Origin of the sequence: Campylobacter concisus (assembly GCF_003049065.1) — a bacterium.
Taxonomy (GTDB): Bacteria; Campylobacterota; Campylobacteria; order Campylobacterales; family Campylobacteraceae; genus Campylobacter_A; species Campylobacter_A concisus_BE.
Genome location: NZ_PISC01000003.1, coordinates 172,223 through 187,865, shown reverse-complemented (window position 1 = coordinate 187,865; position 15,643 = coordinate 172,223). Strand labels below are relative to the sequence as shown.

Here is a 15,643-nt window from a genome sequence, read left to right as displayed (position 1 = left end):
TAAGCTTTGTGATTAGGTTTATTTGTTAAAATCCGAGCTAGTTTAATAAAAAACCACAGGAATAATATGGAAAGAATTCTAGTAGTTGATGATAATAAGGCACTTGCGAAGCTAATCGTCATGCAGATGGAAAAGAGCATTGAGGATATGGCTATCGACGTTGCGTACGATTTTGCCGAAGCCCAGATGCTTATTAGCGAGCACGGCAAAGATTATTTTATGACTATCTTGGATCTAAATTTACCTGACGCACCAAATGGTGAGATCGTTGATTATGTCCTTGCTCAAGGGCTCTGTGCTATCGTTTTAACTGGTAGCATCGATGATAAGACGAAAGAATTTTTTATAAACAAAGACATAGTTGATTACGTCTATAAGGGCAACATGGACGATATCAACTACATCTTTCAAATGATAAATAGACTAAGCAAAAATAGACAATACAAAGTCCTAGTCGTTGAGGACTCACTGCCTTTTAGAAATATGATAAAAAAAATCTTAACCAGCCTTCAGTTTAAGGTTTTAGCAGCGGCTCACGGCGAAGAAGCGATGAGCTATTTTGCAGATAATCCTGATATAAATTTAATCATAACTGACTATAGAATGCCTGTTAAAGATGGCTTAGAAGTCTTAAAAGAGGTTAGAAAAGAGAAAGATAAAAACCACCTTGGCGTGATCGTGATGACCTCGCCTAGTGAAAAGACTGATGCTTCGATATTTTTAAAAAATGGAGCTAGCGACTTTATAGCAAAGCCATTTTCAAAAGAAGAGCTCATTTGCCGTGTAAATAACACCATTGAGGCGATGGAAAATATAAATAAGATAGCAAATTTTGCTAATCGCGACTTTTTAACTGGCGCTTACAATAGAAGATTTTTCTATCAAGATATAGAAGAGTACGTCCAAGCAGCTGAAGAGCTTGATGAGCCTTATGCATTTGCTATGCTTGATATAGATCACTTTAAAAAGATAAATGACACATACGGACATGATGGTGGTGACAAGATACTAAAATCACTCGCAAAGATACTAACTGACAACACAAAAGGAAGAGATGTGGTAGCTAGGTTTGGTGGCGAGGAATTTTGTGTCGTTCTTAAAAAGATAGAAAGAGAAGAAGCGATTAAATTTTTTGTAAATTTAAGAGCAAAAGTGGCTGAAAATGAGGTAATCATAAAAGATAAGATCGTAAGAGTGACCGTCTCTATCGGCATATCTTTTGGAAAAGGTCACTGCGAGATAGATGATATGCTTGAAGCTTGCGACTCAGCACTTTATGTCGCAAAAGAAAATGGTAGAAATAGGGTAGAAATAGCTTTATGATTATAGATACGCATTGTCATTTGGATAGTAAAGTTTATGATTTTGACCTAGAACAAATTTTATCTGAAGCTAGAAATTTAGGGCTAAAAGGCTTTATTATCCCTGGAGCTGATATTAATGATTTACCAAAAGCGGCTAAAATAGCGCACGAAAAAAATGATATTTTCTTTGCCGTTGGGGTTCATCCCTATGATAAAGAAAATTTTAATATAGAGACTTTAAGAGAATTTGCCAAAGACAAAAAGTGCGTGGCTATCGGCGAATGTGGGCTTGACTACTACCGCTTGCCAAAAGATGAAGATGAAAAGCTAAGAGAAAAAGCTGATCAAAAACGTGTTTTTCTAGCTCAACTTGATTTGGCAGTTGAGTTAAAAAAACCCGTTATCCTCCACATCAGAGAGGCTAATGAGGACTCTTTTAACATCTTAAAAGAGTATGCGCCAAAGCTTGAAGCTGGAGCGGTTTTGCATTGTTATAATGCCTCGCCACTTCTTTTGGAGCTTTGCAAATTTGGGAATTTTTACTTTGGCATAGGTGGCGTTTTGACATTTAAAAACGCTAAGAATTTAGTTGAAATTCTGCCAAAAATTCCTTTTGATAGGGTATTGATAGAGACTGACGCCCCTTATCTCACGCCAGAACCAAATCGTGGCAAGAGAAACGAGCCGGCGTTTACGACATTTGTTGCTAAAAAGATAGCTGAAATTTTAAACCTTGAATTTGAAGTAGTTTGTAAAACGACTTCAGATAATGCCAAAAGGTTATTTAAGTGCTTTGCCTAAATTTTGGGCATTGTGCTTGCTTAAGATGCTAGCATCATTAAGCTTTGACACGAAAAAGGATAGAAATGAAAGCAATGCTTAAGATATTTTTACTATTTGCATGTAGCACCTTGCTACTAGCAAACGCCCCTGAGAAGAGCTCTTATGACACTCAGGTTAAAATTTTAAAGGAGCTAGACATCGATGCTAGCTTTATGAAAACTTCTCACTATGCAAAGATGAGACAAGGCATACAAAACTCACAGGTAAGAACATTTACAGATGCCTTGAAAAATGGCTATATGTATATACCAATGATAAAAGATCAGATCAAAAAATCAGGCGTGCCTGAGTCGTTTTTCTATCTAGCGATGATAGAGTCAGGCTTTTCAAATCACACTGTCTCAAACGCTAAAGCTACTGGTATGTGGCAGTTTATGGAGCAAACAGCAAAAATTCATGGCCTAAAAGTAGGGCAATACACTGACGAGAGAAAAGATCCGGTCGAATCAACTGTTGCAGCTACAAACTATCTAAGATCACTTAAAAATCAATTTGGCAAATGGTACTTGGCAGCAATGGCATATAACTGCGGCGATGGTGCATTAAAAAAAGCTATACAAAAAGCCGGTACAGACGATCTTGTAACACTTCTTGATGCTGAGAAAAAATACCTCCCAGCTGAAACTAGAAATTTCATCATTAAAATTTTAAGAGCGGCATATATAGCAAAAGATGCGGACTTTTTGATATCTAAAGAGTCATCTTTGCTAAACATAAATGGCGGATTAAGACTTACGAAAGTAAAAGTACCAGGTGGTACAAATTTGGCTCAGATAGGCGACAGCATCGGTCTTAGCACAAAAAAGATGAAAAGCAATAACCCACATTTAAAATTTGTATTTACTCCGCCAACTTTAAAAGATTATTACGTTTATATCCCTGAAAATAAAAAGCAACTTTTCTCAGATAATTTCAAGCCATTTAATGGCAAAAATAACTTCTACGCATACACTGTAAAAAAAGGCGAGACCTTGCTCTCTATCTCTAAAAAAACAGGCGTTAGCCACAGAGCGATCAAGGACTACAACGAGCTTAGCACAAACGCAGTAAGCTATAATCAAAAACTAATAATCCCTTTTTCTACTCAAAACAAATCTCACAACTACGTAGTTCAAACAGGCGATACAATCGCATCTTTATCAAAGAAATTTAATGTAAGCGAAAAAGATATAAAAGATGCAAATTCTTTGGCTAGTTCAAATTTAAATGTCGGAGCAAATATTGTCATACCGTAAGAGCCTAAATTTCTACTTAGGACTAAGTTTTACACTTCTAATCACTGGTTGTTCTTGGAGCGGGGCTCCATTTACTCCAAGTGGCCCAACTAATGTAAGAGGCAACAACTCCGCCTCAGTTCAAAAAGCAACAATGAGACCATACACGATAAATGGCAAAACATACTATCCGACCGTCGTAAGCGTTGGCGACAAGGCGAGCGGTACGGCAAGCTGGTATGGTCCAAATTTTCACGGCAAAACAACCTCAAATGGCGAAGTTTATAATATGTATAATATGACCGCAGCGCATAAGACTTTGCCGATGAATACAATACTTAAAGTAACAAATTTAAGAAATCAAAAAAGTGTCATCGTGCGTGTAAATGACAGAGGACCTTTTGTGGCTGACAGGGTGCTTGACCTTTCAAAAGCAGCTGCGATGAAGCTTGATGTCATCGGCACTGGCACAGCTCCAGTTAGTATGGAGGTTATCGGCTTTAATGAAGACATTAACGCTGTTACAACTGCTAGCGCGCAACCAACAAAACCAACAAGCACTGGCATAAAAGTGCCAAATCCAGTCTCTCCAACGGCCCCAGTTGGCGGCATCGTGATCTCATCAGAGCAACGCGTTGTGGGTGGAGATTTTATGGTACAAATTGGCTCGTTTAAAAACCTTGAAGGCGCAAACAGATACCAAAGAGAGCACAAAAGCATAGATGGTTATAGATCAGTCGTTAAGACATTTACGATAGATGGCTCAACCATTTATAGGGTATTTTTAAATGGCTTTAGAAGCGAGGACGAGGCTAGGGATTACGCAAGAAGCGGTAAATTCCAAGGCGCATTTATAGTAAGAGGTTAGGGCGTGAGAGAGGAAATTTTAGAACTAACTAGAAACACAAAAGAGACGCAAATCTCAATGAAGCTCAAAATTTACGGCTCTGGGGTTGCAAAGATAAGTACAGGCATAGGCTTTTTCGACCATATGCTTGAGGCATTTACAAAGCACTCTTTGCTCGATCTTGAAATTTCATGCAAGGGCGACACGCATGTGGATTTTCATCACAGCGTCGAGGATGTAGGCATAGTTTTGGGACAGCTTTTAAAAGAGGCTTTATATCCATTAAGCGGTGTTGAGAGGTTTGGCGAGGCGAGTGTTGTTATGGATGAGGCGGCTGTTTTTTGCGCGCTAGATCTTAGCAACAGAGCTTATCTTGTGTATGAAAATTTTAATGAAAATGCCAAAGTTGGTGAGTTTGACACTGAGCTTGTGGAGGAGTTTTTTAGAGCAGTTGCTATAAATTCAGCCATAACTCTTCATCTAAATCAAATTCGTGGCAAAAATACTCATCACATCATCGAAGCAACGTTTAAATCATTTGCCGTAGCACTCCGCAGAGCGCTTGCCAAAAACGCAAGGATCGGCACTCCAAGCACAAAAGGCGTTTTATGATAGAAATTATATTTTTAGACGTTGATGGGTGCCTCACTGATGGCAAGATCATCTACAATGCAAACGGCGAAGAGCTTAAATTTTTTGATGTAAAAGATGGCTACGCGATAGAGAGCTGGCTAAAGCTTGGCAAGAAAGTGGCTATCATCACTGGCAGAAAGTCGGCTATCGTTGAGCGAAGAGCTGAGGATCTAAAGATAAACCACGTCTATCAAGGCGTTGGCGATAAATTTGAAGTAGCAAGCGAGATATTAAAATTTGAAGGGCTTAACTTTAAAAATGCAGCGGCTATCGGCGATGACTACAATGACTATAAAATTTTAGACGCAGTTGCTTGGAGCTTTAAGCCAAAAGATGCCATTAAAGAGCTTGATGTAAAAACAAAGCTAAAGCACAAAGGCGGCAATGGCGCTGTTAGAGAGATGATCGAGATGATCATAAGATCAGAAAATTTATATGACGAGTGGTCTAAGCGTTGGTTGTAAAAATTTTCTACTTTGTCGTGGCTATTTTTAGTGCTGTGATGATATTTTTAGCGGCTCAAGATCCATACTTAGCAAACGTGCTAAAGGTTGATACAAAGATATCAAATATGCAGGTAAATGATGTGGTTGATTACGAGATAAACTCAACTAAGATAAGCGGAGTTTATGAGAGTGATGAGCTAAACAGATATAGTGACAGGGATGAATTTTTAGACTTTAAAGCGAGAATTTTAAGGGGAAATTTAAGACATTTTCTAAGCTCAGACAAGGCTATCTCGCAAAACGATGAGATAATCTTTCAAAAAAATGCAAACTATGAAAATAATGATAGTTTGAAATTTAAAAGCGATGAAGTTATATATAACACAAAGACAAAAATAGTAAGATCAGAGGCAAATTTCACCATCACTAGAAATGGAGACAAAGCACTAGGCGATAGCGGAAGCTACGATCTTGGTAAAAAACAAACGCAGATAAAAGGGTTAAGGGCATGGGTAGAAGAAAAGCAGCGATTTTAGCGATGATTTTGGGCTTTACATTTTTAAATGCAGAGCAGGTTGAGATCACATCAAACGATTTTTTTGCTGATGAAAACAAGCAGATCAGCGAATTTGTAGGCAATGTAAATATCAAAAAAGGCTCATACGATGAGCTAAAGGCTAACAAAGTCGTTGTGCATTTTGATAAAAAGCGCCAGCCAGTAAAATATGTAGCCACAGGCAACGCTAGAGCTAAAATTTTCATGAAAGATAAGCACTATGAAGGCAAGGGCGATACGCTTACATACGAGCCTGCAAAGCAGACATACACAGTAACTGGCAACGGCTACTTGCATGAGGTAGAGACTGATAAAAATGTCTACGGCGATAAGATCGTGGTTAATCAAAAAGATGGCACATATAGCGTAAATAGCGACGAGAAAAAGCCGGTTAAATTTATCTTTCAGATCGAGGATAAAACCAAGTGATAAGGGCTCTTGGCGCTAAATTTATCACTTCAAGCCCAAGCATAAAAGAGGCTCCAAGCTTTGTGACAAGCGAGGTGGTCTTTTTGGGCAGGTCAAATGTGGGTAAAAGCAGCCTCATAAATGCACTTGTAAATCAAAAAAATTTAGCCAAAAGCTCATCAACTCCTGGCAAAACGCAGCTTATAAATTTCTTTGAGGCTGAGTTTTGTGAGGAAAAAGAAGAGAGCGAAAAAGAGAAATTTAAGCTCATCTTGGTCGATCTACCAGGCTTTGGCTACGCAAAAGTGGCAAAGTCAAAACACGATGAGTGGCGCAAAAATTTAGATGAGTTTTTGAAATTTAGAAGCGACATCAGACTTTTTATACATCTAATCGATGCTAGACATTTTGACTTAGACATCGATGTAAATGTGGATTCTTACCTAAAAAGCTTTTTAAGAGCTGATCAGAAAATCTTAAATTTATACACAAAAAGCGACAAGCTAAATCAAAGCCAAAAGAGTGCGATAATGAAATTTGACCCAAGTGGCATTTTGGTCTCGACACTCAGCAAAAGCGGCATCGACAAGGCACGGGAAGCTATCATAAACCACGCTCTTGGTAGGTAAAATGCAAACCATAAGCAGCTTAGATATTAAAATTTTTAAAGGCTTTTGGTGGGCCATTTTTTTGCTCTCTTATGAGATCGCAACTACGCAGTTTGGCTTCTTGCCACCACTTATTGGCATCTTTTTTACATATATGATTTTGGAGTATTCAAGAAAGCAAAAGCAGTATGATGAGTTTAAGCTCTCATGGTATTTTTCACTCGTTTTCTTGGTCTTTGCTGAGCAAATTCATGGCTTTTATCTCTTTTCAACGATCATTGCATTTTTGCTATTTTACAACTTCGTGCTAGATTGGCTCTATACGACGATGAAGTGGCGAAACTGCCTGCTCATCATCTTTGTCGCCTCTGGCTATGTGCTAACCTTTCTTGTAAATAATCTTTTTGCCTACGTCTTAAACGAGCCAAATTTGACTTTTAGCACAGAGTATCTATTTTTCATAGCGCTTGAAAGTGTGCTTGCTATCGTGCTTTTTAGGGACAAAGTACTATGAGGATGCGTATCGTTTTTGGCGTGATCGCTCTTTTTTGGATCATGCTTTTGGGGCGGATTTACCACCTAAGTGTAAATTCTAACACCTACTATAACGAGATCGCCGAGCAAAATGCGATAAAAACTATCTACATCCCGCCAGTTAGAGGCATCATCTTTGATGCGCACGACAAGCCTATGGCAGTCAATCGCTTAGGTTTTTCTATCTATGTAAAGCCGCACCTTAGCGCAAACAAAAAGGTAAAAATTTTAGACGATGAACTAGCCTATATTGGCTCGCTATTTGGCGATCTAAACGTCACTAAGCTTAAAAATGAATATATCAAAAACGACTCAGCCTACAACCAAGACTTTATAAACGTGGTCGAATTTGTTGATTATGATAAATTTTTGCCATTTTTTGCGCCTCTTTCTCTGCGTGAAAATTTAGAGATAAGACCCGCTTCAAAGCGCCACTATCCATACAATGACCTAGCTTCTCACATCATCGGCTATGTCGGCAGGGCAAACCAAAAAGATATGGAAAACGACCCTTTGACAAAGCTTACAAACTACATCGGAAGAAGCGGTGTAGAGCGCTTTTATAACCCTATCTTGCAAGGAATTCAGGGCTTTAAAAAGATCAAGGTAAATGCACTAAATGAGGAGATCGAGCAGGTGAGCTATCAAGCGCCACAAAGTCAAAACATAAAGCTTGCCGTCGATCTTGAGCTTCAGCAGTTTGTCGCTGACGTCTTTGGCAAAGATGCAGGAAGCGTCATAGTTATGAGCCTAAAAGATGGCGCTATCATCGCAGCAGGAAGCTTTCCTGAGTATGATCTAAATCCTTTTGTGCTTGGAATTTCTCAGGCTGAGTGGGAAGAACTTGTAAAAAACGTCGATCACCCATTTACAAATAAGCTGATAAACGGCCTCTATCCGCCAGGATCTGTCGTAAAAATGGGTATGGCTCTTGCCTTTTTAGACAATGGCATGAGCAAATATGATAGCTTTTTTTGCAGTGGCTCGTATGAGCTTGGAGGGCGTAAATTTCGCTGCTGGAACTCGCATGGTCATGGCACAGTTAATATGAACACGGCCATTAGAGAGAGTTGCGATGACTATTTTTACAAGGGTAGTCAAAAGATCGGCATAGACGCCATTGTGCCGATACTTGAGCGCATGGGCTTTGGTAGAAAAACAGAGGTTGATTTGCCAAATGAATTTGTTGGGACGCTGCCAAGCAGGGAGTGGAAGATGAGGAAGTATGGCAAGGCTTGGTTTCAAGGCGAGACGCTCATCACCTCTATCGGACAGGGAAATTTTCTAGTTACGCCTATGCAGGTGGCTAAATACACAGCAGGCCTTGCAACTGGGCTAAATGTGACGCCACATTTTTTAAAGAGCATCGATGGTAAGGATGTTGATTTTACGCCAACAGATGATGCTTTTACGCCGTTTGAGAAGTCACAGCTACCCGCCATTAGGCATGCGATGTATGAGGTGGCAAATCACCCAAGAGGTACGGCAAATAGGCACTTTGTAGGAAGTCTTGTAAAGGTTGCGGCAAAGACCGGAACCGCTCAGGTCGTTGGCATCTCGCAAACTGAAAAGAAACGTATGAAAGAGGAGGATATGGCGTATTTGCAAAGATCTCACGCGTGGATGACGACCTATGCGCCTTTTGAGGATCCACAATACGTAATCACAATGGTTGTCGAGCACGGCGGTCACGGTGGTAGCGCTGCTGGACCAAAAATCTCTCAAATTTATAACAAGCTAGTTGAAATGGGATATATAAAACTAGATAAAGTCCAGACTGAGAAAGATAAAAAACAATAAATTCTATCTCTAAAAAAAATTACTAAATATGCCTGTGTGTATTTGTTTGCTCTCAAAACGTGACCACCTTACAAAATAGTTCTTATAAGATAAAAATATAATTAATGATTAGCTACCTTATGGGTGACATGTATTCTTAATTTTGATATTAATTAAAATGAATATTTAAATTTGTAATGAAGTGATTAAAAATAGTTTTTAAAATTTTAGCCCAAAATAGGGCTAAAATTTATGGATTATAGACCTTCAAAAGGGTTTGAAACTACGTCTTTACGATCAACTATATAAGGTATGATAGCTGCGTGGCGAGCTCTCTTGATTGCTTTTTCTACCATCTCTTGGTATCTTTTTGATGTGCCAGTTAGGCGTCTTGGCATGATTTTAAATCTCTCTGACAAGCAATACTTTAAAAGTGAAGTGTCTTTGTAGTCTATAAAATCAATCTTTGCTTCTGTAAATTTGCAATATTTGCGTGAATATTTTCTTTTTTCTGCCATTTTTTATCCTTTAAAATTAAAACGGTATTTCTTCGTTGTTGAAACTATCAGCATCAACGTCTATATCAGGAACTTCTGAATAACTCTCTTGCTTTCTTTGCGGTGCAGCTTGTGGTCTAGTTTCTTGTTGGCGGTTATATTGGTTGCTTTGATATCCGCCTTGCTGTCCGTAGAGACCGCTATTTTGGCTATTCATAGAGTATCCGCCTTGTTGCGTTTGGTTATTTGAGCCAAGCATCTCCATGCTCTCAACGGCGATAGAGTGTTTTGAACGATTTTGTCCGTTATTGTCGGTCCACTGATCAAATTTGAGTCTTCCTTCGATAAGCAGCTTCGATCCCTTGTTGAGATATTGGTTTGCTATCTCTGCACTCTTGCCAAAAAATGATATATCAATAAAGCAAGTCTCATCTCTTCTTTCCCCATTTGAGGTGATTTTGCGTGTCACAGCTATACTAGAATTTCCTATGGCAACGCCGCTAGTAGTATATCTAAGCTCTATATCTCTGGTTAAATTTCCAACTAATACTACTTTATTGAACATTTTTTATCCTTGATTATTCTTCTGTAAATGTTTGCTCGTCTACTTTTTCAGCTCTTGGCTCGCGTGGTGCTCTTGGCTCGCGAGGTTCTTTTTTTATAGTTTGCTTGATACCTTTGCAAAGTCTTTCCCAAGCCGCGATTTCGCGTTTGTTTTCATATTTAACGCTTAAAAATCTTATAATATCTTCAGTGATCCTTACGTTTCTTGTAAGCTCTGCAAGAAGTGCTGGTGGAGCTTTGTAGTAGATAACAAAATATGTTCCACGCTCATATTTTTTGATGGTATAAGCTAGTTTTCTAGTGCCCATCTCAACGACAGTAGCGATCTCGCCGCCGTTTTTTGTTATGACTTCTTTTACGAAATCAACCTTAGCTTTAACTTCCTCTTCCGTCAATGTCGGCTTAAGAATAAATAAAAGCTCGTAATGTTTCATTTTTTCTCCTTATGGATATTTAGCTCACTTTGTGAGCAAGGATTTTGCATTAAGCAAGGGTGGATTTTAGCTTAAATTTACTTAATATTTGCTTTTGATATGAGGTGCTGTAGATTTAAAATGGTCGATAAGACGAAAATTTCTTTATCCATTTTTGTATTTGTTTTTAGCTCTAGCTCGGCTAAATTTAGTGTTTTAAATATCTCTAAATAGGCATTTAAACTTAGCTTTAAGCTATTTGCTTTTAGTAAATTTGCCACATTTACAGGCGGCTGATAGCCGATCGCTTCGTCTAAATTTAAGCGGCCATTTATCTTGATGTAAGAGTAAATTTTAAACAGCCTAAAAAACGCTTTATAAAGTGAGTTTAGAAGTAAAATTTCATTAAAATTTGGATCTTCCAAGTAGGTAAAAAAGTCGTTTTTTATATCTTTTAGAGCCATAAATTTATTGAAAAAATCATCAAAATTTATCCCGCCAAGTCCAAAAACAAGCCTTTTTACATCGTCTTGTTCGATGTGGGTGTTTAGGCTCTTTAGTTTTGTTAGCTCGCTTGCTGCAAGGTATAAATTTTCATTATGCGTAAAATAAAGCTCATAAAGTGCATTTTTGGTTATATTTAGACCTATTTTAGCTGAGCTTTTAGCTAGTAAATTTATCGCTTCATCTGGGTTTGAGGGCTTGAAAAATCTAGCAAAATTTGCCCCAAAAGCCTTTTGCGTATCAAAAACTAGCTTCATATCAGCCTCGTAAAGCTCAAACAAAAAGTAGTTGTCATGGCTTTTTAAACAAAGCGAGATGAGCTCTTTTAGCTCTTTTGCTGGGATCTTTTTGTCACTTTTTACATAGAGGATATTTTTGCCGCCAAAAAGCGACTGCTCGCTTAGGTGAGAGCTTGCTTGTGTGTAGTTGTACTCGTCAAAATAAAGGCTTAATAAATTTGCATCTTCGCTTGCATAAAAACTTAAAATTTCCTTGCCAAAAAGCTCGATCTGAAACTCATCCGCACCAAAAAGCAAGAAGTAGTTGCTTAAATTTGCATTTGCTAAATTTAGCTCCAAATCTTTTCTATACATCGATCTTTCTTACCACTTTTGCAAAAATTTTAGCACTCGCGATGTCGGCCTCTGTGATCTTTACAACAAGCTTTTGAAGTAAATTTGCGCTGTATCCAGTGATGAAAATCCTAGCTCCAACAAAGTAATCATCAAGCTTAGCGACCAAGACATTTTGGTTTTCGCTCACGTAGCAACGCACCTCTTTGCCGATGTTTGCAGCTGCCCAGCGTGCAAATTTCCTATCCATAAAGTCGTAGGCTACCTTGTCGGCCTCTCTTTCAAGCTCGCTTAAGGTTGCACATGTGCTTTGGATGTTTAAAAGCAAGAAGTTGTAAAGCTTCTCATCTTTTGAAATTTTAGCCTTTAAAAGTCTGTGTAAGATAAGGTCAGAATAGCGTCTAATAGGGCTTGTAAAGTGCGTGTATCTATCAAATCCAAGCCCAAAGTGGCCTAAATTTTCACTTGAGTATTCAGCCTTTTTTTGAGACTTGATGATGAGCTTATCTATCTCTTCGCGGTTGCCCATCTCATCGGCCTTTGCTTGGATCTTTCTTATTAAATTTGCAAGGTCGCTCTCGTAGGTAAAGTCAAGTCCTAAAAGCTGCAAGTCCTCAAGAAGCGTATCTATCTTTTTAAAATCAGGTGAAGCGTGGTTTCTAAAAACGCCCTTTGTGATGAGCTTTGCAGCGGCTTTGTTTGCTAAAAGCATGCAGTCTTCGACTAGTCTGTGCGAGTCGGAGTCGCTTTCAAACCTAGTTTGTGAAATTTGACCCTCGTCATCAAGGCTCATTCTAAGCTCTTTTGTCCTAAAGTCAAATGCGTGCAAAAGCCTTTTTTTGCGAAGCTTTGTGGTGAGTTTAAAAAGTGGCTTGATCCATGAAATTTCACACTCTCTTTTGCCTTCTAAAATTTCATCGATCTCATCGTAGTTAAAGCGCCTTTTTGAAAGGATGATCGCCTCAAAAAGCTCCTCTTTTTTTACCTCGTTGTTTGCATCGAGTGAAATTTTAAAACAAAATGCAAGGCGCGGCACGTCTGGCTTTAGCGAGCAGATATTTTCACTAAGCGTACGCGGCAACATCGGCACTGAGATGTGCGGAAAGTAGATAGAAAAGCCTCTTTTTTTAGCCTCGCTATCAATGGCACTATACGCGGTCACATACTCGCTTACATCGGCGATTGCGACGTAAATTTCGCGTTTTTTCTCATCAAAATATATAGCATCGTCAAAGTCTTTGGCATCGACTGGGTCGATCGTGCAAAACTCTAAATTTCTTAGATCAACCCTGTTTGGATACATGCTAGCATCGACCTCATCGCCAAATGCCTTTGCTTCAAGCTCGCAAGCCTCGCTAAATTTATCATTTTTATTATAAATAGCAAGCGAAATTTTCTCATCGCTTAGCGGATCTTCTAAATTTCCTAAAACCTCGACTATTTCGTTGTTTAGGTTGTTTATCTTTAGTAGCGTCCCAAGCGGGAGCATCTTTAGACTTTTTTGAGTTGCCTTTAGGGTTGTGCTTAGCCCAGTTTTTAAATTTACCCCTAAAATGGCCGCCCCAAAGCGTTTTGTATAGACCACGCTTGTCTCATTTGCAAGCTTTAGGCTCATCACTATCTTAGCGCTTTGGCGTTTTTTCTTAAGTGGCAAAAGCTTTGCTAACACGATATCGCCAAGGTGAGAGTTGTTTAAATTTTTATTTTCGACGATGATATCTTGCTTGAAGCGCTTGTCAAATGGCATGATAAAGCCAGTTGCGTTTTGGCTGATGTCTAGCTTGCCGCAGACATAGCCGTTGTTTAGGTAAAATTTATCTTTATGTAAGCTTACGGCACCAAGGTTTAGGAGACTGCGTAAGACCTCTTTATCTTCGTTTGATATCTCTTTTTCTTTGATGCCAACGAGAAGTGATGTTAAAAATTCTTTCACAAATTGTCTTTGACTTTGCTAACAGCCATTAAAAATGTATCTCTCTCAAAGCCATATTCGTTTATAAGAAGTGTTGCGTTATTTACGCTCACATCATCAAGCTGGTTAAAGATATTAACCGCTGTTTTTACTACTTTTAACGCTCTTGCGTACTCTTTTATATGATCAGGTGCCTCTTCTGGAGTGTTTGAGTAGAGGATAGAATTTCCAAGCTCGATCTCTAAATTCCACTGCTCAAAAATTTTAGCCGTGACCTCTTCGTTTGTGATGTCTAAAATTTCTGACTCTAAAAGCGCAAGATCATAGGTAGATGAAATTTGTTTTAACTTTGTTTTAAACTCAGCAACTTGGTTATTTTCTGTGAGTTCATGTGCTAAAACGATCTTGCCAACTTCAAGCATAAATGAAGCAGGAGAGAGAATTTCTAGATTTTTAGGTTTTATCTTAGAGTACCAGTGGTACATCAAAGCATTTTGCATGATTGAGATATTTAAAAAATCTTGTGCGGTAATGTCATATGGCTCTAAATTTATAGAAAAGGTCTTTTTAATGGCACTTGATAGCGCAAAACCGCGGATAGTAGCCATGCCAAAAAGTGAAATGGCTCTTGCGATAGTTGTGATCTCTTGAGAAAATCCGTAAAGTGGTGAGTTTGCTGAACGCAAGATATTTGCTGTTAGCATAGGGTCTTTTTCGACCACTTTTGTGAGGTCATTTATCGAGCTATTTTCGTCAGCATGTAGGCGCTGGATCTGTATGACAGTGTCGTCTAGTGGCGGAAGCGCTTTGATTTTTTTAAAAATTGATTCATTCATGTAAAGTGACTCTTTAGGTTAAAAATTTTGTCACATTATAGCAAAAAGCTGCAGCATAAAACTTAAAGATACTTTTTTGCTCTTTTTCAGCAACGTTTTTGTTGCTAAAATGTATAATTTCGCCAAATTTTAACAATAGGAGAAACAATGGCTATAAATGTTTATTATGATAAAGACTGCGATTTAAGCCTTATTCAGAGTAGAAAAGTAGCAATCATTGGCTTTGGCTCACAAGGTCACGCACACGCTGAAAATTTAAGAGATAATGGCGTAAGTGTCGTAATCGGTCTTGCAAAAGGTGGCAAAAGCTGGGCAAAAGCTGAAGCAAAAGGCTTTGAAGTAAAAACTGTAAGCGAAGCTACAAAAGGCGCTGATGTAGTTATGATCCTAACACCAGATGAGCTTCAAGCTGAAATTTATAAAAATGAGATCGAGCCAAATTTAAAAGATCACGCTGCTATCGCATTTGGACATGGTTTTAATGTTCATTTTGGACAGATCAAAGCTCCAGCAAACATAGACGTCATCATGATCGCTCCAAAAGCTCCAGGACACACAGTTAGAAGTGAATTTTTAAGAGGTGGCGGCATACCTGATCTTATCGCTGTTGAGCAAAATGCAAGTGGAAAGGCTAAAGAGATCGCTCTAAGCTATGCTTGCGGTATAGGTGGCGGTAGAACTGGCATCATTGAGACAACATTTAAAGATGAAACTGAAACAGATTTATTTGGCGAGCAAGCTGTGCTTTGCGGTGGTCTTTGCGCACTTATAAATGCTGGATTTGATACGCTTGTAGAGGCTGGATATGAGCCTGAGATGGCGTATTTTGAGTGCTTGCACGAGCTAAAACTAATCGTTGATCTAATGTATCAAGGCGGCATGGCTGATATGCGCTACTCTATCTCAAACACAGCTGAATATGGCGACTACGTAAGTGGTGTAAGAGTAGTTGGCGAAGAGAGCAGAAAAGCTATGAAAGAAGTTTTAAGAGAAATTCAAAATGGCAAATTTGCAAAAGACTTCATCCTAGAGAGAAAAGCAGGATACGTTAGAATGAACGCTGAGCGCGGCATAGCTGAGAGAAGCTTGCTAAATAAGACTGGCAAAAAACTTCGCGCAATGATGCCTTGGATAACTAACGGCAAACTTATAGATCAAAGCAAAAACTAAGCC

General features: G+C 38.7%; 18 protein-coding genes. 12 read left to right on the top strand and 6 right to left on the bottom strand.

The window, feature by feature from the left end:
- The first annotated feature begins 66 nt into the window (after nucleotides 1-66).
- From CVS81_RS04120 to mrdA, 11 genes are all read left to right on the top strand, one after another.
- A complete protein-coding gene (locus CVS81_RS04120) occupies nucleotides 67-1,323 on the top strand; it encodes a diguanylate cyclase (protein ID WP_107831468.1) in 1,257 nt (418 codons plus the stop codon).
- A complete protein-coding gene (locus tag CVS81_RS04115) occupies nucleotides 1,320-2,105 on the top strand; it encodes a TatD family hydrolase (RefSeq protein ID WP_107965169.1) in 786 nt (261 codons plus the stop codon). Before CVS81_RS04120 ends, CVS81_RS04115 begins: the two co-directional genes overlap by 4 nt.
- Before the next feature lie 65 nt (nucleotides 2,106-2,170).
- Complete coding sequence (locus tag CVS81_RS04110; protein ID WP_107965168.1) at nucleotides 2,171-3,382, top strand: lytic transglycosylase domain-containing protein; 1,212 nt, start codon at nucleotides 2,171-2,173, stop codon at nucleotides 3,380-3,382.
- Nucleotides 3,369-4,229: a septal ring lytic transglycosylase RlpA family protein gene (locus CVS81_RS04105; protein WP_009294185.1), complete on the top strand. Its 861-nt coding sequence runs from the start codon at nucleotides 3,369-3,371 to the stop codon at nucleotides 4,227-4,229. Before CVS81_RS04110 ends, CVS81_RS04105 begins: the two co-directional genes overlap by 14 nt.
- A 15-nt stretch (nucleotides 4,230-4,244) precedes the next feature.
- Nucleotides 4,245-4,820, top strand: coding sequence for an imidazoleglycerol-phosphate dehydratase HisB (gene hisB, locus CVS81_RS04100; protein ID WP_035142991.1), 576 nt, complete (start codon nucleotides 4,245-4,247; stop codon nucleotides 4,818-4,820).
- Nucleotides 4,817-5,305 (top strand): KdsC family phosphatase, encoded by a 489-nt coding sequence (locus CVS81_RS04095; RefSeq protein WP_107965167.1) that lies wholly within the window; start codon nucleotides 4,817-4,819, stop codon nucleotides 5,303-5,305. The genes hisB and CVS81_RS04095 overlap by 4 nt, the downstream gene beginning before the upstream one ends.
- On the top strand, nucleotides 5,296-5,823 hold the full coding sequence (lptC, locus tag CVS81_RS04090; RefSeq protein ID WP_021086384.1) for an LPS export ABC transporter periplasmic protein LptC: 528 nt from the start codon (nucleotides 5,296-5,298) through the stop codon (nucleotides 5,821-5,823). Before CVS81_RS04095 ends, lptC begins: the two co-directional genes overlap by 10 nt.
- A complete protein-coding gene (lptA, locus tag CVS81_RS04085) occupies nucleotides 5,796-6,272 on the top strand; it encodes a lipopolysaccharide transport periplasmic protein LptA (protein ID WP_103615407.1) in 477 nt (158 codons plus the stop codon). Before lptC ends, lptA begins: the two co-directional genes overlap by 28 nt.
- Entirely contained in the window at nucleotides 6,269-6,880 is a 612-nt protein-coding gene (yihA, locus tag CVS81_RS04080; protein ID WP_087582548.1) for a ribosome biogenesis GTP-binding protein YihA/YsxC, read from the top strand. The genes lptA and yihA overlap by 4 nt, the downstream gene beginning before the upstream one ends.
- Nucleotide 6,881: 1 nt before the next feature.
- On the top strand, nucleotides 6,882-7,373 hold the full coding sequence (locus CVS81_RS04075) for a hypothetical protein (RefSeq protein WP_107965166.1): 492 nt from the start codon (nucleotides 6,882-6,884) through the stop codon (nucleotides 7,371-7,373).
- Nucleotides 7,370-9,193 carry a penicillin-binding protein 2 gene (mrdA, locus tag CVS81_RS04070; RefSeq protein WP_087580959.1) on the top strand — a complete coding sequence of 608 codons (1,824 nt, stop codon included), beginning with the start codon at nucleotides 7,370-7,372 and terminating at the stop codon, nucleotides 9,191-9,193. The genes CVS81_RS04075 and mrdA overlap by 4 nt, the downstream gene beginning before the upstream one ends.
- 236 nt (nucleotides 9,194-9,429) lie before the next feature.
- Here mrdA and rpsR read toward each other — a convergent pair whose 3' ends face one another.
- From rpsR to CVS81_RS04040, 6 genes are all read right to left on the bottom strand, one after another.
- Complete coding sequence (rpsR, locus tag CVS81_RS04065) at nucleotides 9,430-9,690, bottom strand: 30S ribosomal protein S18 (protein ID WP_004317775.1); 261 nt, start codon at nucleotides 9,688-9,690, stop codon at nucleotides 9,430-9,432.
- A 16-nt stretch (nucleotides 9,691-9,706) separates the two neighbouring features.
- Complete coding sequence (locus CVS81_RS04060) at nucleotides 9,707-10,234, bottom strand: single-stranded DNA-binding protein (RefSeq protein ID WP_107965165.1); 528 nt, start codon at nucleotides 10,232-10,234, stop codon at nucleotides 9,707-9,709.
- A gap of 13 nt (nucleotides 10,235-10,247) precedes the next feature.
- A complete protein-coding gene (gene rpsF, locus CVS81_RS04055; RefSeq protein WP_004317779.1) occupies nucleotides 10,248-10,667 on the bottom strand; it encodes a 30S ribosomal protein S6 in 420 nt (139 codons plus the stop codon).
- 77 nt (nucleotides 10,668-10,744) lie between these two features.
- Nucleotides 10,745-11,743: a DNA polymerase III subunit delta gene (holA, locus tag CVS81_RS04050; RefSeq protein ID WP_107965164.1), complete on the bottom strand. Its 999-nt coding sequence runs from the start codon at nucleotides 11,741-11,743 to the stop codon at nucleotides 10,745-10,747.
- Complete coding sequence (locus CVS81_RS04045; protein ID WP_107965163.1) at nucleotides 11,736-13,655, bottom strand: RNB domain-containing ribonuclease; 1,920 nt, start codon at nucleotides 13,653-13,655, stop codon at nucleotides 11,736-11,738. The genes holA and CVS81_RS04045 overlap by 8 nt, the downstream gene beginning before the upstream one ends.
- Complete coding sequence (locus tag CVS81_RS04040; RefSeq protein WP_012140069.1) at nucleotides 13,652-14,470, bottom strand: HDOD domain-containing protein; 819 nt, start codon at nucleotides 14,468-14,470, stop codon at nucleotides 13,652-13,654. Before CVS81_RS04040 ends, CVS81_RS04045 begins: the two co-directional genes overlap by 4 nt.
- Nucleotides 14,471-14,617: 147 nt before the next feature.
- On the opposite strand from CVS81_RS04040, the gene ilvC reads away from it, so the two are divergent.
- Complete coding sequence (gene ilvC / locus CVS81_RS04035; RefSeq protein WP_107965162.1) at nucleotides 14,618-15,640, top strand: ketol-acid reductoisomerase; 1,023 nt, start codon at nucleotides 14,618-14,620, stop codon at nucleotides 15,638-15,640.
- Nucleotides 15,641-15,643 lie beyond the last annotated feature (3 nt).